The following is an 18,424-nucleotide window of genomic DNA, read 5'->3' as shown; positions in this document are numbered from 1 at the left end:
ATTTATAGCAGTTCTTTAAGGGGCTTTTATGGGAAACATCATATTAAAGATTACCGCCTTGGTATGCGCGATGGCCCTCTGGTTCTATGTCATCTCGCTCAAGGACTTCCAACTGACGATGGAAGTGCCGCTTACGTTCGTGAAGTTGCCCGAAGCACTCGCGATTGCATCAAAGCCGCCTAGCACAGTTTCGGTGACTGTCGAAGGCAAGCCCCTGGACCTCATCCGCCTGCAGTCGCAGAAGCAGGCCGCGATGGTCGTTGACATGCACCTCGCCGAACTTGGCTCCAGACGCATCCACCTCGATTCCAAGAATTTTGTAGCCCCGAACTTTTCTTCGGTGCACTACGTGGAACCAGACAACCAGTACCTCTTTATCGATGTAGCCGTCGATACACGCATTGAGCGCAGCATTCCCATCAAGAGCAACGTAACTTTTGGCGCAGCCCCTGGTTACGTACTTGTGCAGCAGCCCAAGCTTCTCCAGGAAGACCTGAAGGTTTCTGGCGCCCGCAACGCCCTCACGCGCATTATCGACATTCCGACGGACTCCGTATTTTTCGACAGCATCAAGGCAAGTCAGACATTCTCCGTGAAGCTAGCGACCGAACAGCTCCCGCCGTTTGTGACGCCCAGCGATACGGTCGCCAAAGTCTTTGTCGATATCCAGAAAATCAGTTCCAAAGAATTTAAAAACATCCCTATCCAGCTTATCGGTTTCTATGACCGAGCCCTGAACACACTCTCGCCGCAACAGGCAACAGTCGAGGTCACCGGTGGCGAAAAAGTCATCGAAGCCATCAAGCACAACGATATTGAACTTTTCATTGAATACAACCGCTTCGCCATTGAAGATGCCGATAGCCTTGCCCCAACTATAAAACTGAACCTGCCGCCCGATATTGACCGCAGCATGTCCATCAAGGCCATCCTTGTCAAGCCTGACAAGATCAAGCTCATCAAGACAAAGACCGAGGACGATAATAAAGACGAGGAATACGGAATATGATTTGGCTTGGAATTGAATCCAGCTGCGATGAAACCGCCTGCGCCGTTTTGCAGGACGCCCCCTTAAAAGTTCTTTCGAACCCGCTCTATAGCCAAATTGACGAACATGCCCTCTATGGTGGTGTCGTTCCCGAAATTGCCGCCCGTGCACACTTGCAAAAGATTGCGCCAATCGCCGAAGCTGCCGTCAAGGAAGCTGGTATAGAACTCAAGGACATCGATGCAATAGCCTACACCACAGGTCCTGGCCTTATGGGACCGCTCCTCGTTGGTGCAAGTTTTGCCAAAGGCCTTGCCCGCGATTTGAACATCCCGGCCTACGGCATGAACCATCTCGAAGGCCACCTCGCCGCCGCCTGGCTCTCGAACCCGGACATCGAACCGCCATTCTTGACGCTCACCGTCTCGGGCGGCCACACGGAACTTGTGATGGAAGAACCGGGATTCAAGTACACAAGCATCGGACGCACCCGCGATGACGCCGCCGGCGAAGCATTCGACAAGTGCGGTAAGCTCATCGGCCTCAAGTACCCCGCAGGGGCAACCATCAGCCGTCTCGGCAAGGACCACAACCGCAAATTCGTGGAATTTCCGCGCGCGCTCCACACGCACGACAGCTGCGAGTTCTCGTTCAGCGGCTTAAAGACAGCCGTGCTCCGTTACACCGAGACGCACGACCCGGAATTTATCCAGCAGAATCTCGGCGACATCTGCGCCTCGCTCGAAGATGCCATTGTCGATAGCCTTGTCACAAAGACCATCAACGCCCTCAAGAAGACGAAGATGAAGACGCTCGTGATGGGCGGTGGCGTGAGTGCAAACAGCTGGTTGCGCACCCGATTGCAGGACTACTGCGACAAGAAGGGGATCCGCTTCTGCGTACCGGATCGCAGCCTGAGTACAGACAACGGAGCGATGATCGCCGCAGCCGCCATTCGCCGCAAGTTGCAGGGCAAGCTCGAGTCCATCGACGTCGTGAAACCGTGGATGCCACTGGCTATTTAGACGAGAGAACGCCACTACGTGGCTACAGACGAAAGGCGAGAGAAACCGCGCATATAATACATTCCACAGAACAAAAGCGTTGCATATACTGTTCCGGCGCATTTTAGCGGCTTTTTAGTCGCGTTTTTAGCAGCGCTTTTTAAAATTGCCTTTGTTCTTTTTGCATTTTTCATTGTATATTGTTAATATGATTTTGTCGTATAAAAATAAGGTAATGCTCATTCTTTGTGCTTCAGCCATCTGCTGGGGACAAGATTTGACCGCACCTGTAAACGACGTGGACGTGTTCCGTCCCGAGAAGAGAGAAACCAAAGTCGAAATGGTCGACTCCACGCAAAGCAATTCGATCAAATTGAACGTCGATATCTTTGCAGACGGCTTTATCGGTTCGTATTACATTCTTTGGGATAACGTAGACCTTTCTGAAGATATCAAGAAAACGATACAGAGCAGAAACTTCGCCAAAGACGAGTTCTTCATGCAGAACATCGACCGCGAACAGTTCGAACAGGAACGCATGTTGCAGCTCTTTGAAGACAAGAAGCGCGAGTTCTTCAACATCTTCCCCGAAGAAGCCCTCAAGGAACTCCAAGAAAAGCAAGCCGACGAGTAACGCGGCAGAGCCGCAGTTATGAATTAGGAGTTCAGATTTCGGAATTAGGACTACTACAAAAATCGGGAATCGCACTTCTTGTCATGCCCGACGACTAACAACTAAGCAAATGTTTTTTCAAGAACGTAATTTTACAGACTGGCAGCTTACTGGCTTTGGTGATGCCCCCGCATTTCTCTTCGAGACGGTCGGCAGTACACACAAGCTCATGAAGTCCATGGCAGCCTCTGGAGAAATTGCCCCGGGAACGCTCTTTGTTGCAGACTCACAAAGCGATGGTCATGGTCGTCACGAACGCACGTGGGACTCCCCCGCCGGCAAGAATCTTTATTTCAACATTTTAATCCCGCTCGACGGCATCCCTGCAAGCAATTTCGCACAAATTACGCAAGTTGCAGCTCTCACGTTCGCAGAAACATTCAACAATGTTCGAGAATGCGCGAAGGAAAGCCAAGCATGTCCCGCAAATCGGGATTGCGCAGAATCGGAAAACGCGAACTCGCCAAAAATTACGGTCAAATGGCCCAACGACATTCTCTACGGCAAAAGCAAGTTCTGCGGGATTTTAGCAGAGATCGTTTATACGCGCACACAAGAAGTGCTGCGGCCAGCGCTCTCGATGGGAGTCGGCATCAACGTCAATAGCGAACCCGCCGATTATGCGCACCTGAATCGCGCCGTCACCACCCTCAAGGCCATTTTCGGGCATTCCATCAATCGTGAAAAGCTTTTGCAAGCGCTTATCGGGAATCTCGAACGCGCCATCGGGCAATTCCGCGCCTTCGGCATATCGCCCTGGATAAGCGCCTGGCGCAAGATGGACCAGTTCATCGGCGCCCGCGGAACCATCATCGTAAACAACCACTGTACCGACCAAAACCGTGACACCGGCGAAGGCGCCATCAAAAAAACAGGCCGCATCATCGACATGAACAATGATGGGAGCCTGCTCTTTGAATGTGACGACGGAACCGTCGAAACCGTTATTTCAGCGGATTTGGAAATTTAAATGAAGACAAACGACTTCAAATTCTTTTGGCCGTTCTTTCTTTGCCTATTTACATTGATTCTATCAGGATGCAACGCATTCAACCAATTGAACGTCCATTCCGGCAATTTTGACGTTTATGTTCCTCCTACTTTTACAGGAGCTGGTTATAATATTCCAAAAGACTCTTCCATCAAACGAGCTTCTCTACAGATAAAGCTTCAAAAAAAAGAGATGTTACAACTACATGAAATTTGGAATAAAGAAGCGGTAGGCGATGATAGAACGTTACCAGAAGGAAAAGCCAACATTGCATATCGGCTGAAAAATTTTCCCATAACAGCTTCATACGATTATCTAATGAAGTCAGAAGTATGGCAAGCTTCATTGGGTGGCGGACTAGATCCATTTCCATATCTAAAAGCTTACACCGGTTGGAATGGAAAACACTTTGAATTTGGTATCGGTCTTCAATTGGGCTTTGGTGGTTATAGGTACTCTCTAGAAGGCGATTTTCTTCAACACTGCCACACATTCGAAGGAGAATATGATTGTGGGCATGGTCATTTATCCCAAAAGGACAACACGAAAATTTCATTCACCATAGCACTAGGGACCTATGCAGGTGTTTTTATAACAAAAGAATTAGCATTGACTTACGCCCCCGCAATTTATTTTCCGTGGTGGACGGCAGATGATTTCGACTCGCACGACATTACATTTTCGTTTCCATTTATTATTGAACAATATATGGGAGCATCATACCTGCTGAACAAACATATTCAGCTTTCCTTAGGTGCTACTGTTTATGTCGGCGAAAATTTTTCAGGAAAGCACTGTCAAGCTAATACTAGCGCAAGTTACTTATTCTAACAGCTATCTCTTAAAATACATCCCGCCCACAAGCGAAACGGCAAGCATCACAATCATCGCGGTAAGGCCCATGTCGGCGATATCGCGGTGTTCGCCAGCAGCGCCCGTTTCGATCAGCAAGATGCAGACAAGCGCTAAGACAGCGGCAACACCGCCCATCGTATGAAACATTTTCACTTTTTCTTCGTTTGTGAACTTTCCGTTCGGGCGATTAATAAAGGGCATTGACATCTCCTCCCATGCAAATCCAGACAATAAGACCGACCATCACGAGTGCGCTAATCGCCACGTTCGCGAGGAAAAAGTCGCGATTCATCGCATCCAGGTCATTCGATTTTCTGAACAAGTGAATATAGACGATGGCGGCTGTCATGAGTCCCGTAATCGCCCACCAGATCCAGCCCATGTTCCAGAAGAATCCGAACACAACACAAAGCACAAGCATCGCCAAATGGCTCGCCAGCGCAATGCGCAAGGACTTTTCAAGGCCAAAGCGGGCGGGCACGGAATGCAAGCCCTGCTTGCGGTCAATTTCAATATCCTGCGTCGCGTAAATAATGTCAAAACCGCCCATCCAGAGCATCAGAATGAACAGGAGGAAAATCGGAAACACAGCAAATTCACCACGAACAGCAATCCAGGCGCCAAGCGGACTCATGCCAATTGCAAATCCGAGGAACCAGTGGCAAAGCCAGCTAAAACGCTTCCAGTACGAATACGAGAGCAACAATAGCCACACCGGGAACGCAAGCGCACCCGCCAGCGGCTGAAGCATCCATGCAAACACCACAAACAAGATTCCGTTCAACGCCAAGAACGCCATCACCGATTTTCGGCTCAGGCGCCCGGCCGGCAAATGGCGCTTTGCCGTCCGCGGATTCTCCGCATCGAACTTGGCGTCTGCAATGCGGTTAAAGCTCATGGCGCTGTTACGGGCGGTCACCATGCAAAGCACGATGAGCACGATAATGCGGGCGGTTTCAAAAGCGCTCATGTCACGGAAACCGTTTGCCGCGACCCACATGGAGCCAATCGCGAAAGGCATTGCAAACAGCGAATGGCTCAAACGGACAAGATGTGTAAATTCAAGAATTTTATTCATGGTTTAGCTGTTAGTCAATAGTCATTGGTTGTCATTCCCGCCTCCGAGCGGGAATCTCCCTTTCATCGCCATTCCACACTTTAGCAACACTCGCGACAAGCGATTGTTCCACGCCCAAGTGCTTCAGGATTTTCGCGACGACGGTATCCACAAGCTCTTCGATGCTTTGGGGCTTGCTGTAAAACTGCGGCGACGCCGGAATCACGACCGCACCCGCCAAAGTCACGCGCTTCATATTCTCGATGTGGATCAAGTTGTACGGCATCTCGCGCGGCACAATCACGAGCGGCCTGCGTTCCTTAAGGCAAACATCCGCCGCGCGCACAAGCAAGTTATCCGAAGTTCCCGCCGCAATGCGTCCAAGCGTTCCCATGGAGCACGGCACCACCGCCATGCCCGCAATATCGCTAGAACCGCTCGCGCATTCCGCAAAAAAATCATCCACGTTGCACACGTCTTTGCTGTAGTCAAAAAGCGCACTTTGGCCCTCGTACTCAAGCACCTGTTTACCTGGGTGCGTTACGATAAGCGTCACCTCATGACCAAAGCGCTGCAAGTACATCGCCGTACGGGTCGCATAAATGCCGCCGCTAGCGCCCGTCACTCCAAGCACAAAGCGACTCATGCATTCCCCGGCTTGTGCAAGAACACGCCAAACGAAATTCCGCCATCGAACATCTTGACCTGTTTGACTTCAAAGCCGCATTCTTCGGCCATCTTGCAGAACTGATCAACCGGCAAAAAGCGGATAATCGAATTCACCAGATATTCATAGGCATCGCGCTTGCCGCTAAAAAAGGCGCCCATCACCGGAATGAACAGCGGCGCAAGCACTTTATAGAAGAACTTGTTGAACAAGTTCCTCGGCGAGAAAAATTCCAAAACGCAGAGGTAGCCGCCCGCGTCAAGCACACGGTACGATTCCATCAAGGCGCCACGGGCATCGGGCACATTACGCATGCCAAAGCCATTCAGAATCACGTCAAACTGGCGCTCGGCAAAAGGCATTTTCATCGCATCGAGCTGCACCGCATGCGCATCGATTTTCTTCGGCTTGACTTCGGCAAGCATCCCGTACGAAAAATCACCGATTACAGCCGGGTCCACGACAAAGTCGCGCGGCATTTCTGTTTGCGATTCACACTTACACACACTCTTGCACTTGCAACCGCTCTCAAAAATCTTGCGGAAGGTATCGGCAAAATCGCCCGTGCCTCCACACAAGTCGAGCAGACGCACTTTATTCAAACCGCGCGGCATCTCGGCTTGCATTCCCGAAAGCGGCGTCTTGCCAAGCAATCCCGGCATCTCTTCTCGCCATTCAGCGCCCATCATCTTTTTCAAGCGCTTGCAGCAATACCTGCGCCACAGCACATCCTGATAGCAGCTCAGAAAGTGATTCAGAAAATCGTAACGGCTTGCAATGCCATCGAACATCTTACGCACGGGACTTTTCATATAGCAAAATGTAGAAATAAAAAGCGACCTGGATTTTTATCCAGGCCGCGAATTTCATCATGAGCGGCGACGCATCTCGACAAGACGCATCTTGGCGAGGCGTATCGCGTCGCTACCAGTTACTGGAACTTCGCCGTAAAGGACGCTCCATCCGTCGGGCTTACAAGACGCGGATTGTCCGTCACGCCATCGCTCCAGCCGGTAAACACCGCACCAGCATCCGGAACAGCCTTGAGTTCCATTTTCACGCCGCCAAAGAACTTGCCCTTGAAACTTGCACTCGGAAGCTTCATGCCTTCCATAAGTACAGTACCATTGCCAGTAGCGCCAATGCTCACGGAAACTGTACCGCTCAAGCCAAATTCTTCCTGGTATTCCTTAAGGACCTTCGGATCGCGGTCATTTGCCCATTTCTTTAAGCAAGAACCATCCCTGCTGAAGCCATTATTGTCAGGGCAAGAGTTGGTATAGTACTTTTGATCCTGCTTGAACTTGGCGAGGTCGCGATCCATTTCAGCCTTGTCAATCTTTGAAACCATGGAATTGACAATTTTTTCCACATTCTTACCGTTCGTGTAGCTATCGAACATCACTGCCGAGCGGTTAATGAACATGCGCTTGAAATCCGGATTCTTGATGAGCTGGTTATAAAGATTGGCGAAGCAGCCTTCATCCTTGCACGGCTTATTTCCGCCACCCTTCTTGATCCAGGCAAACATATTGGATTCCTGGTTGAATTCCTTATCGTTCACGCCCCAAGTCCAGTCAAAGCCATGGTCGAGGTCATAGACCATGAACTTCCACGGATGTCCCGGAGCGGACCATGCACGAACATTGTTGTTCGGCCAGTCACCATTGTGCATATAAATTTCAGCAGCCATATAATCGGCCAGGTTACCCACATCGAGCATCGTCTTCACGGTGTCATACTTTGCATTGTTTTCACCGGAGAAATCATTGGTTGCCACATAGTGGAGCATGTTCATATAGGCGTCCGTCGTACCGCTGCTGGCTTCGACTTCCTTGCCCAAATGCTTGATGAAGTTCACCGTATTCGCATCGATCTTGTAGTTCGTTTCTACGTAATGCTTGTTGAAGCGTTCACGCATATCATGGATGCCGTAATACTTACCGTTATAGAACACCACAACCTGACGGCTTCTCTGGTAATCGACGCTAGTACCTTCGAGAAGGGCTCCGCCCATAGCATCTTCGATGTAGTCGCTAACAAAGCGGTTACCATTATTACGGAGATTAAAGGACTTGTACTTGTCATTTACGCCCTTGCGGGTTTCGAACAACGGATAGTTGATGCTGCCGTCTTGATATTCTTCACGCATACGAATCGAGACAGACTTCTTGTCATTCAAGCGGCTATAGCCACCCATCAAGGAAATACCGGCATCAATTTCCCAAGTCGAGCCATTTTTCGTAGAAGATCCACTTTCGAAATATTCCACATGAACAGGCACTTCAACATCGGCATAAAGGCCTACACTGTCACTGCAACCCTTCGGAGCCTTGCAGCTCGTCTTGATATAATGTTCACGGAAGAAACTGGAATCTACGCTGATCGCGACAATCGGCATCTTCACCTGGTCTTCGTCAACAAAGAACGTGCGGGTTGTAACCTTATTCGGAAGGGCACCCTTCTTGAAAGTGGCGCAGCGGAATGCCACGCTGTGGTCAATCGTCTTCGGGGAATTAAATTCTGGAGAATTTTCCGTCGGGACAGAACCATCCGTTGTGCAACGGAGCTTGACACCTTCATCAAGAGCAGGAGGATTCAGCTTAAACGGTTCGCTGTAGAATCCAGACTTAAGGCCGCTCATATCTGCTTCAGGAGCAACTTCATCGTAAGCCTTTGATGCTGTATTCGGCTTTTCCGGAGTCGGCTTTTCAAAGTATTTCCAGTATCCGCCATCGACAATACCCCAGCTAAGGCCGGCTGTCAATTCAGGATATTCAACACTATCACGGATTCCGTTGTACTTGTCGATCAAGTAAATCGTACCGCCATCCTTATCGAGCTTCCAGTTCGTATGCGGGCGCGTATGGCGACCACCATCAAGATCCGCACTCTGCACTGCAGAAATATTTTTCTTATCGCAGAAAACGACCAAGAAAGACTTAGCCTTGAGAACATAGCTACCAAAAACCCACTTGCGCAAGTTCTTCATGTTTTCAACAAGCGTGTAGCCCTTCAGATCAATATCCTTATCGCCGGAATTGTAAATTTCCACCCAGGACGGATCATCGCCGTTTTCGTCCAGCCAGTCTGTATTCAGCGGAGCAATTTCCGTTATACGCAATGCAGATTGCCCAACCCAAATAAGCGACGTATCTTGCGGAATATAAACCGTATCGATAACGCGAACGGTATCCGTACCAATAATTTCATACGTCGTATCAAAATGCGGGTTCACAGGAACGACCGATGTGTCATAGCCGCCACCTGGCTTCGGCTTAATGATCGTATCTTTACAAGCACCAGGCGTTAAACATTGCGGACCAGGTTCATCGTTACCTGGTATAATCGGGTTTTTATTCTCCTCAGCACAGCCAAGAATAAAAACTGTACCTAAAACCGCAGCAAAGGCAAAGAACGGTCTTATTTTTTTCAAACGTATCACGGCGACCACCTAAAATAAAAGACTCACTCTCCACAGCAAAATGCCGTGAAGCACCTAATCATCCATCCAACAACAGTAAATTTAGTAGTTTTTTTAAAAAAATAACAGTAATATTCTCTTTACCCTTGACAAGCCGAAAATAAATATCTATAATTGGGTCACCAAAATGGTTCTGTAGCTCAGTTGGTAGAGCAGTGGACTGAAAATCCGCGTGTCGTTGGTTCAATTCCAATCGGAACCACGAAGAAACCTCGGTGAAAACCGAGGTTTTTTCTTTATTTTCGGCAATTTCCCGAGAAAAGCAGAAAAAAAAATGTCCCCTCGTAAAAAAGGACATTGAAAAAAAACTCTTTCGTCTGTAGCCGCGACGCGGCGTTCTCTCGTCTGAGATGGATGTGATTTATTTCACAGGCGGCAGGAGTCCCTTCTTGGCAAACTCGCCTTCGGGCCTATAGCAGGAATAAAATTCGTCCCAGTGCTCCATGAGAATATCGATGAGTTCCGGCTGGAAATACGAGCCACGGGATTTTTGCATTTCGTCCTTGACTTTTTCTTCAGGCCAGGCCGGCTTGTAACAGCGCGGGCTAGAAAGCGCATCCAGGACATCCGCCACAGCACAAATACGGGCGGCAAGCGGGATTTCTTCACCTTTTAGCCTATCCGGGTAACCCGTGCCATCCCAGCGTTCATGATGGCAGCCGGCAATATCCGAGGCCATGCAAAGCAAATCCGTCTTGGAATCACGGAGCAAAGTACGACCGATAATGGAATGCGCCTTCATCCGTTCATATTCTTCTGGAGTCAGCTTCCCGGCTTTATTCAGAACCATATCCGGAATACCGACCTTTCCAAGGTCGTGCAGCGGAGCCGCGTAGAAAATCAACTCCTGCTGTTCTGAAGGAAGTCCCATATAGCGGGCAAGCTTCAATGAAATTTCTGCAACACGGTGAATGTGGTCACCCACTTCGTGGCTGCGGAATTCAGAAACCTCACCCAGAATGCGGATGAGTTCCATGTGCGCCGACTTGAGTTCATCGGCCTTACGCTCCAGCTGCTTCGCATAGCGCTCTAGCTTCTGGGCCCGCATTGCAGACTCAATCGTCTTTGCAGAATAAACCGAAATAAGTTTCAAGCGTTCCAGGTCTTTCTCGGAAAAGAACACATTTTCCCCGACCTTGTTGATCGCCTGAAATACGCCCATCACACGATCATCGCTTTCTAGCGGCATCGTCATAACGGATGTCGTATGGTAACCGCTCTTGATATCGCTCCGCCGGTCAAACCTGGAATCGCAGTACGCGTCTTCCACCAAAAGCGGTTCACCCGTCTTGAGGGAATAGCCGACAAAGCCAGCCGATAGCGGTATTCGCAGTTCGCTCACGCCATGGGCAACTTTTGTCCAAAGTTCGTTACGTTCTTCATCGACAAGCCAGAGCGAGCAGCGGTCGGCCTGGACAATTTTCCGGCCTAAATCAGCCATAAGCATAAGGAGACTGTCCGTTTTATGCTCTGCAGCAATTTTGGGCATGTACTCGAACAAAAGAGCAGCGACTTCGCCGTCTCCAAGATCGGTAGCGTTTCCTTGATAGCTCATAGTATGTAAAAAAATAGTTATTTCTGCATAAAATGCAAAGTATCGTTGACGATATCCAAGTATTTTTTCTATTCTTTGCGCACCAATTGGAGGAATAGGCTAATTGGTAAGTCAGCGGTCTTGAAAACCGCCGCCGTAAGGCTTGGGGGTTCGAGTCCCTCTTCCTCCGTAAAAAGCTCCCTTCGGGGAGCTTTTTTTAATTCGGAATTAGGCGGCTTCGCCGCGATTATTTCAATTCCTAACTCATACTTCCGCATTCCTAATTCCGCGAAGCCCATCCCAATCAGCGCGGCAATCTGCGGCAAAGTCCGCAACAGCAGTCGCAGGCTCATCATAAATAAGCGTACACACCTTGAGCGGGAGCGGGAAATCCGCCCCGAACGCAGCCAAGCACGATGATGTCGTCGCCCCAGTCGTAAAGACATCGTCTACAACGACGACAGTCCCCCGTGTGGGCATTTTTCTAGGAAATTTTGCAACAAACGCCCCCGCCACATTCATTTCGCGTTCTTCTTTCGAAAGCTTCGTCTGTGAAACCACGAACGTCTTGCGCTTTAGTAGGCGGCAAACCTTACCACCAGTCGCAACAGCAAGCGCCGCCGCCAGAAGTTCCGCCTGGTTGTAACCGCGCTCGCGATACCTCGCCCTGTGAAGCGGCACAGGCACAAAGTAAAGCGGCTGCGCAAGCATCGATAGCTCCTGCGCCACCATTCCCTGCTTTACCGCCGACGAATGGCGCACCAGGTAAGACGCGAGTCCTGGAATATTCCTGTACTTGAGCGCATGCACAAGGCGCCTTGTCAAAGGACGCATCGGGAAAAGGCAAAAAACATCCTCGTTCGGGAATTTAGGCGAACACGATTCACGAGCCAGTTCCGCCGCACAAGACGGGCAAAGCCACGGATCAAGCTTCTCCGAAGAATTCCCGCATCCCAGGCACTCCATCCCGAAAACAAAATTTGATACAGTCCTCAAAACTCCCATAAAGCCTCCTGTCATAAAGCAGCGCAAAATCGCGTCCATCTCTATAACACGCTTTTTTCAGGCAAATAGTTCGGTAAAATTTTATTTAAAATTCTACCACCTAAAACTTCACTGGATCCTTCGACTCCACTACGTTCCGCTCAGGATGACACGTCTCTCGTCTAACCCTCTATTTATTCCCCTGATAGCGTAGGCACATCAACAGCCCAACGAGGAACATGCATACAAGCGCAAACGAACCACCATAGGAGAGAAACGGCAACGGAAGCCCAGTCACAGGCATAAGCCCGATCGTCATCGCGATATTCACCGTGATATGGAACAGGAAAATCGTGCAAGCCCCCATCGTCATGAGCGTTACAAACGGATCGTCATTCGTCTTGCAAATCGAGGAGGCTCGCCATAAGAACAACGTAAACAGGGCAAGAATTGCCGCGCATCCGACAAACCCAAACTGCTCCCCGAGAACGCTGAAGATAAAGTCCGTATGTTCTTCGGGCAAAAAAGAGAGGTTCGTCTGGGAACCGTTTCCAAAGCCCTTGCCGCCAATGCCGCCACTACCAATTGCCGTAAGCGACTGCAACACCTGATAGCCATCGCCCAGCGGGTCACTCATCGGATCCAGGAACGTGTTCACGCGCTTCTGCTGGTGCGGCTCCAGCATGTTCCACACCATCGTACTGGCATACCCCGCCAAGATGTTCGTCGCAATGATCACGCCCGAGAACTTCTTCGACAAATGCCTGCGCAACACGGAGAAAACGACAAAGCAAATCAACACGCCCCACAAGACCTGCATCACCATCGACTGTGAATGCGAAAACAGCACTGACAGCACGGGACTTACGATCAGGAACAAGTCCGTAAAGGTCAGCCCCGCAAAAAAGAACCCGACAAGCGTCACTGCGGTAAACACAAGCGCCGTACTCAAATCCGGCTGCTTCAGCACAAGCAGGAACGGCACAACAAAAAGCCCGAGCGGCACCAAAAAAGTCTTGAGCTTATGCAAGCTCACCGGGTGTTTCGAAAGCCAGTACGAAATCGTAATGAGGTATGCAATCTTTGCAAATTCCGAAGGCTGCAACTTGATCACTTTCAAGTCAATCCAGCGCCCCGCCCCCTTCACGTCCCCCGCAAAGATAAGCACGAACAAAAGCAAGACCAGCGCAATGGCATAAGACGGAACTGCAATACGCTTGAGCCAGTCAATTTTCACAAACACAAGGCCCACGGCAATCGCAATCCCCGCCAGAAAGTAGATAATCTGCTTAAACCAGTGCGTATTGTAGAGGGCCAGTTCCTCGCCCACAGTCGCCGAATACACGAGGAACACGCCAAATGTCATAAGTACAAGCGTCACGGCAATAAAGAGCCAATCGAACTTTAACGATTTGTCCTGAATGCGATCGGTACTCATTCATGTTCCTCTTCTTCTTTACCAAAAAACGCCATCAGCACTTTATGAGCAATCGGGGCCGCCACTGAACCGCCACCGCCGCCAGCTTCGATAATTACGGCAAGGGCTATTTGCGGATCATCCAAAGGGGCTACCGCAGCAAACCAGGCATGCGTCTTCTGCCCTTTTTTCCATTCGCCAGAACCCGTCTTTCCGCCCACGCGAATTCCAGGTACAGCGGCTTTCTTACCTGTTCCCCCCGGATGGTTTACCACAGAGTCCATTGCATTCAAGAGCACACGATGCGTCTCAGGCTTCATGGTTCCCGGACGGATAATCTCCGGTTCAAAACGGCGCACCACATTGCCCTCGGCATCCTGCAGTTCCTTCATAAAATGCGGCCTGTACACGCCCTTGTTCGTTGCCAGAGAACCCACAAATACAGCCTGCTGCAAAGGCGTCACCATCTGCCCTTGCCCAATCGAAAGGTTCAAGATAAGTCCACGCGCCCAGCGCCAGCCAAGGCGCTTGTTGCGCTGATTAAACGAAGCCGAATCCGGGAGCCATCCCGCGCGTTCGCCCGGAATATCCACGCCCAGCAGCTTTTCGCCATAGCCAAAGCGTCGCCCAAATTCGTTGATACGCGCCATGTCGATTTCAAGGCCCGCCTGATAGAAATACACATCGCACGAAAGGCGTAGCGCATGCACCACGTTCAAGTTTCCATGCACACCCCAGCACCTCTGGTAACGTGCCCCGTACTGGTAGCCGCCCGTACAAGCCTTCGGATAATACTTTGTCTCCGAGATAATCCCGCTTTCAAGCCCTGCCCCAGACGTCACGAGCTTAAAAATCGACGCCGGCGGGTAAATGCCCGAAATCGCACGGTTCGTCAGCGGGCGCATCGAATCAAGCGCCACGTGCGCCCAGCCCTTGTTGCGCTCACGGCGCTTTAAGGAAAAGATATTCGGGTCAAGTCGCGGCGAAGAAACCATCGCGAGGATTTCACCATTGCGCGGGTCCAGCGCCACCAAGGCGCCTTTTACCGAATCGGGAATCGCCGCCTCGGCCGCCTTTTGTAGCTTCAGGTCTATCGTCGAAATCATGTGCAGCCCCGGTTCAGGCGCAATAAAGCCCCCCACATCCGAGAGCGTTCGCACTTCGCGCCCCGAGGCATTCACCTCCACTAGCTTGAGACCGTTCTTGCCGCGGAACTCCTTGTCGTATTCCTGCTCAAGCCCCTTTTGCCCTACGCGGTCGCCCTGCGAATATGACGCATATTCCTGAAGCTTTAGCTGCTCTTCCGAAATTTCACTCGTGTAGCCGAGCACATGCGAAGCAAGCGTCCCGTACGGGTATTCTCGGCGCGATTCGATGATCACCGAAACGCCCGGCAATTCCGTCGAATGCTCTTCAATTACCGCGACCTGCTCCATCGTCGCATCTTCCAGAATACGGACCGGGCGCGTACGCACCCAGCGAATCCTCTGGAAAGCCGTATCAAGCGACAAGGAATCAAAAAGCCGCACTCCAGCCGCATCACGGATGTTCAAGAGCTTTCTGAAAATGGAATCCCTGTCCGCCTTCTTGCGCGGCATTTCAAGCGCCTGTAACGCAATCTGGTACGACGGGCGGTTGCGCACCAGCACATTCCCGTTGCGGTCGTAAATGTAGCCTCGGTCGGCAATCAGCTCGATACGGCGCAAGCGGTTATTTTCGGAACGCTGGAAGTTTTCCTCGTAATGCAAGTACTGCAACGAAAACAGCCTGAACAGGATTACCGCAAAAAGAATAACAGTCCCGGCAAGGAATATCAGAATATTCCAGTTTCTGCGGACTCTGGCCTCATTCTCCGAAGTATCGTTATACATCCGACTTCTTCCCCGAAATGAGGTAGAACAAAATACCGCCAATAACTACAGTGTAAATGCTTTCCGGTACCGTTTTCGTCAGGAATAAAGTCGTCACGACATCCTTTTCGAGACCTGTAATTAGGAAATAGAACATATCGTTCACATAGAATGCAAGCCCAAGGACCCCAATTTTCGGGGGCAAATTCAACGTGAGGAAGTGTTCTTCCAGCTGTCCCACGGCAAAACCCACAATCGTCATCGCAATTGCATTGGCGCCAAGCCATTCCACAGGCGCATAGATATCCTGCGTAAAGCCCGCCAAAAAGCCCCAGAGACACCCCGTAGCAGCCCCAAAGCGAAGCGCCACAGATACAATGAAAATCAAGACAAAGTCAGGCCCGACGCCCAAAATCTTAAGCCAGTCGCCAATCGTCGACTGCACCGCAAAGGCAAGCACAAACATCAGAAGCGTCTTCAACCATCCGTAATTACTCATCGAGCAACTCCTGGATAATCCAATCCGGTTCCTTCTGCATCACAAACACTTCTTCCAAAGTCGAAAATTCCTGGAACGGCTTCACATCCATAAGGCTCATCACGTCCAGATCCGCCTTGCGCACCTTGTGCACCGTGCCCACCGGGATTCCCTTCGGGAAAATGCCGCCAAGCCCCGATGTAATGAGCGTATCGCCCTCGGCAACGCCTGCATGCGAGGGAATCATCGCCGAAAGCAAATGACCGTCTACGGACTCCAAGAAGCCCACCACTCGCGTACGGCGCTCAAGCACGGAGAGTTTCAAGTTCGGATCCACGAGGAGCTGTACACGGGAATGCGTCAGCGAAGCCTTCGAAATCTTCCCGACAAGGCCGTTCATCGACATCACCGGCATGTTCTCCTTCACGCCGTGATGCGTTCCGCGGTTGATCACGAGAGTCGTCAGAAAACGCCCGGGGTTATGCCCCACCACGCGAGACGTCACGATAGGGAAATCCCACTTGTCGTCAAAGCGCACAAGCGTGTGCAAACGAGCCAGTTCCTGCAAGCCCTCGCTCGCGTGGTAAGTCTCCTGACGGAGCCTTGCGTTTTCCGCCTTCAGATGGTCATTCTCGGCCTGCAAGGACTTGAAGTCGTTCACCGAGGCAAGCAAGAGCTGCACCGGGTAAAACACCGTCGAAAGCGCCTTATCGACAATGCTCTCGCGCACCGCCGTCGAAGACGCATGTATCAGAATCCCTAAAACGAGAAAAAAGGCAAAAGCGACAACGCCATGCCTTTGGGTAAACAGATCGACAATAAAGCGAAAAGCTCTAAGCATCGAAGTGCAATTTCAGAATTTAGGTAGAAGATGCCACCAAAACAGGACGGTACTTGTCCAGGTCTTCGAGAATGCGGGCAGCGCCCTTGCAAACGCAAGTCATCGGATCGTCAATCACGTTCACCGAGAGGCCCGTTTCCTTGCGGATACGTTCGTCGAGACCGCGCAACTGGGAACCGCCACCCGTGAGGATGATGCCCTTGTCGTAAATATCGGCAGAAAGTTCCGGAAGCGTGATGCTCAAGGCCTGCTTCACAGCTTCGATAATGGCCGTCACCGGCTCGTTGATGGCTTCGCGGATTTCGGCACTACCGATAGGAATCGTGCGCGGCATACCGGCAATAAAGTCAAGGCCCTTGACTTCCATCGTCAATTCTTCTTCGAGCGGGCTTGCAGAACCGATCTGGATCTTGATCTGTTCGGCAGTGCTTTCACCAACGCAGAGGTTGTACATAGTGCGAAGGTAGCGTACAATGGCCTCGTCCATTTCGTCACCGCCCACGCGCACAGAGCCGTTGCAGTCGGACTTGTTCAAGGCAATCACAGCGATGTCGGACGTACCGCCGCCAATATCCACAATCATGTTACCGACCGGTTCTTCGACCGGGATGCCCATGCCGATAGCGGCAGCCATCGGTTCATGTACCAGGTGCACTTCCTTAGCGCCCGTCATCTTGATAGCATCGATCACAGCACGCGTTTCCACTTCGGTAATTCCGTTCGGAACGCCAACCACCACACGCGGTTTTACCATCCACAACGGATAGCGCTGTACGCGCGTGATAAAGGTGCGCAAGAGCGTCTCGACAAGTTCAAAATCAGCAATCACGCCATCACGCATCGGGCGTATAGCACGGCTTTCGCCAGACGTACGGCCAAGCATCTTCTTAGCTTCGCCGCCAATGGCAGTCACGCGATTGCTCTTACGGTCAACAGCAATCACAGTCGGTTCGTTAATGACAATGCCCTGTCCAGCCACATGGACAAGCGTATTTGCGGTACCCAGGTCTATACCGATATCACAAGAAAAAAGTCCGAACAAAATTTAACCCTCTGTAGTAGAAATCCCAGCTAAAAATATAACTAAAATAGTCGAAACCATTACCTAAGGATTTTTATCCTTACCAAATTTTAGGACCTTGGAATAACGGTCCCAATGCCTACCGTGAACCTCGTAACGGTACTTGCGCTTTTCGTACATGGCAAGGTCCCGATAGATGTAAAAATCGACTTCTGCATACGCCGCGTAAATCTCAGCCTCGGCGCCTTCGAACAACCTAAAATCACGAATCTTGTAATACGGTTCATCAAGCAAGTCAGCCTTAGTCGCATTGGCGTTCAACGTTTCTGCGACCATGAACTTCAAGTCTTCCTGCAAGTACGAGAGGAGTTTCTTTTCAATGCGTTCCGTCGGTTCAGAACAAGACGAAAGCAACACAAGAAATATGAGGGATAAGATTTTCTTCATGCCCATAAAATAAAAAAAGAAACGCACCCAAGTGGAATGCGCTTCATAAATTTTAGCAACAAGACTGTTAGAGCAATTAGGAATTAGGATGTAGGAATTAGGAATTTTTAATTTGGCGGCTTCGCCGCGATTA

The 18,424-nt window shown here is 50.6% G+C and carries 18 protein-coding genes and 2 tRNA genes; 7 read left to right on the top strand and 13 right to left on the bottom strand.

The window, feature by feature from the left end:
• Window positions 1–28 precede the first annotated feature (28 nt).
• The 5 genes from ACJMM9_RS05525 to ACJMM9_RS05505 all read left to right on the top strand — a co-directional run bounded on the left by ACJMM9_RS05525 (window position 29) and on the right by ACJMM9_RS05505 (window position 4,487).
• Window positions 29–1,009, top strand: a complete 981-nt coding sequence (locus ACJMM9_RS05525; RefSeq protein WP_405324559.1) for a YbbR-like domain-containing protein — start codon at window positions 29–31, stop codon at window positions 1,007–1,009.
• On the top strand, window positions 1,006–2,013 hold the full coding sequence (tsaD, locus tag ACJMM9_RS05520; RefSeq protein ID WP_405324557.1) for a tRNA (adenosine(37)-N6)-threonylcarbamoyltransferase complex transferase subunit TsaD: 1,008 nt from the start codon (window positions 1,006–1,008) through the stop codon (window positions 2,011–2,013). The genes ACJMM9_RS05525 and tsaD overlap by 4 nt, the downstream gene beginning before the upstream one ends.
• Window positions 2,014–2,227: 214 nt before the next feature.
• Window positions 2,228–2,626, top strand: coding sequence for a hypothetical protein (locus tag ACJMM9_RS05515; protein WP_254917536.1), 399 nt, complete (start codon window positions 2,228–2,230; stop codon window positions 2,624–2,626).
• Window positions 2,627–2,735: 109 nt separating this feature from the next.
• Window positions 2,736–3,635, top strand: coding sequence for a biotin--[acetyl-CoA-carboxylase] ligase (locus tag ACJMM9_RS05510; protein WP_405324555.1), 900 nt, complete (start codon window positions 2,736–2,738; stop codon window positions 3,633–3,635).
• The gene (locus ACJMM9_RS05505) at window positions 3,636–4,487 is read left to right on the top strand and encodes a hypothetical protein (RefSeq protein ID WP_405324554.1); all 852 of its coding nucleotides are present in this window, start codon (window positions 3,636–3,638) and stop codon (window positions 4,485–4,487) included.
• Between the two features lie 3 nt (window positions 4,488–4,490).
• On the opposite strand, the gene ACJMM9_RS05500 is transcribed toward ACJMM9_RS05505, so the two are convergent.
• The 5 genes from ACJMM9_RS05500 to ACJMM9_RS05480 all read right to left on the bottom strand — a co-directional run bounded on the left by ACJMM9_RS05500 (window position 4,491) and on the right by ACJMM9_RS05480 (window position 9,680).
• A complete protein-coding gene (locus ACJMM9_RS05500) occupies window positions 4,491–4,712 on the bottom strand; it encodes a hypothetical protein (RefSeq protein WP_405324552.1) in 222 nt (73 codons plus the stop codon).
• On the bottom strand, window positions 4,699–5,589 hold the full coding sequence (locus ACJMM9_RS05495) for a 4-hydroxybenzoate octaprenyltransferase (protein ID WP_173353351.1): 891 nt from the start codon (window positions 5,587–5,589) through the stop codon (window positions 4,699–4,701). The genes ACJMM9_RS05500 and ACJMM9_RS05495 overlap by 14 nt, the downstream gene beginning before the upstream one ends.
• A gap of 31 nt (window positions 5,590–5,620) precedes the next feature.
• Entirely contained in the window at window positions 5,621–6,214 is a 594-nt protein-coding gene (locus tag ACJMM9_RS05490; protein ID WP_405324551.1) for a UbiX family flavin prenyltransferase, read from the bottom strand.
• Window positions 6,211–7,047: a class I SAM-dependent methyltransferase gene (locus ACJMM9_RS05485; protein ID WP_405324549.1), complete on the bottom strand. Its 837-nt coding sequence runs from the start codon at window positions 7,045–7,047 to the stop codon at window positions 6,211–6,213. Before ACJMM9_RS05485 ends, ACJMM9_RS05490 begins: the two co-directional genes overlap by 4 nt.
• Window positions 7,048–7,166: 119 nt before the next feature.
• Entirely contained in the window at window positions 7,167–9,680 is a 2,514-nt protein-coding gene (locus ACJMM9_RS05480; RefSeq protein ID WP_405324547.1) for a CotH kinase family protein, read from the bottom strand.
• A gap of 168 nt (window positions 9,681–9,848) precedes the next feature.
• Here ACJMM9_RS05480 and ACJMM9_RS05475 point away from each other — a divergent pair.
• Window positions 9,849–9,921: transfer RNA gene (locus tag ACJMM9_RS05475), tRNA-Phe, on the top strand.
• Between the two features lie 159 nt (window positions 9,922–10,080).
• Here the strand turns inward: ACJMM9_RS05475 and ACJMM9_RS05470 are convergent.
• The gene (locus ACJMM9_RS05470) at window positions 10,081–11,274 is read right to left on the bottom strand and encodes an HD-GYP domain-containing protein (protein ID WP_405324545.1); all 1,194 of its coding nucleotides are present in this window, start codon (window positions 11,272–11,274) and stop codon (window positions 10,081–10,083) included.
• An 88-nt stretch (window positions 11,275–11,362) separates the two neighbouring features.
• On the opposite strand from ACJMM9_RS05470, the gene ACJMM9_RS05465 reads away from it, so the two are divergent.
• Window positions 11,363–11,443 (top strand) — tRNA-Ser (locus ACJMM9_RS05465).
• A 74-nt stretch (window positions 11,444–11,517) separates the two neighbouring features.
• Here the strand turns inward: ACJMM9_RS05465 and ACJMM9_RS05460 are convergent.
• The 7 genes from ACJMM9_RS05460 to ACJMM9_RS05430 form a co-directional block, all read right to left on the bottom strand.
• Window positions 11,518–12,258: a ComF family protein gene (locus ACJMM9_RS05460; protein ID WP_405324543.1), complete on the bottom strand. Its 741-nt coding sequence runs from the start codon at window positions 12,256–12,258 to the stop codon at window positions 11,518–11,520.
• A 169-nt stretch (window positions 12,259–12,427) separates the two neighbouring features.
• Window positions 12,428–13,675 carry a rod shape-determining protein RodA gene (gene rodA / locus ACJMM9_RS05455; protein ID WP_405324541.1) on the bottom strand — a complete coding sequence of 416 codons (1,248 nt, stop codon included), beginning with the start codon at window positions 13,673–13,675 and terminating at the stop codon, window positions 12,428–12,430.
• A complete protein-coding gene (gene mrdA / locus ACJMM9_RS05450; RefSeq protein ID WP_405324540.1) occupies window positions 13,672–15,525 on the bottom strand; it encodes a penicillin-binding protein 2 in 1,854 nt (617 codons plus the stop codon). Before mrdA ends, rodA begins: the two co-directional genes overlap by 4 nt.
• Window positions 15,518–16,003, bottom strand: coding sequence for a rod shape-determining protein MreD (gene mreD, locus ACJMM9_RS05445; RefSeq protein WP_405324538.1), 486 nt, complete (start codon window positions 16,001–16,003; stop codon window positions 15,518–15,520). The genes mrdA and mreD overlap by 8 nt, the downstream gene beginning before the upstream one ends.
• Window positions 15,996–16,823, bottom strand: a complete 828-nt coding sequence (gene mreC, locus ACJMM9_RS05440; protein ID WP_405324536.1) for a rod shape-determining protein MreC — start codon at window positions 16,821–16,823, stop codon at window positions 15,996–15,998. The genes mreD and mreC overlap by 8 nt, the downstream gene beginning before the upstream one ends.
• 19 nt (window positions 16,824–16,842) lie before the next feature.
• Window positions 16,843–17,865: a rod shape-determining protein gene (locus tag ACJMM9_RS05435; RefSeq protein WP_088631316.1), complete on the bottom strand. Its 1,023-nt coding sequence runs from the start codon at window positions 17,863–17,865 to the stop codon at window positions 16,843–16,845.
• 63 nt (window positions 17,866–17,928) lie between these two features.
• Window positions 17,929–18,291, bottom strand: coding sequence for a hypothetical protein (locus ACJMM9_RS05430; RefSeq protein ID WP_254917535.1), 363 nt, complete (start codon window positions 18,289–18,291; stop codon window positions 17,929–17,931).
• Window positions 18,292–18,424: the final 133 nt, after the last annotated feature.

The organism is Fibrobacter sp. (assembly GCF_045112255.1).
Taxonomy (GTDB): domain Bacteria; phylum Fibrobacterota; class Fibrobacteria; order Fibrobacterales; family Fibrobacteraceae; genus Fibrobacter.
Note: the sequence above shows the minus strand (reverse complement) of the source record. Positions and strands in the feature narration are given on the sequence as shown.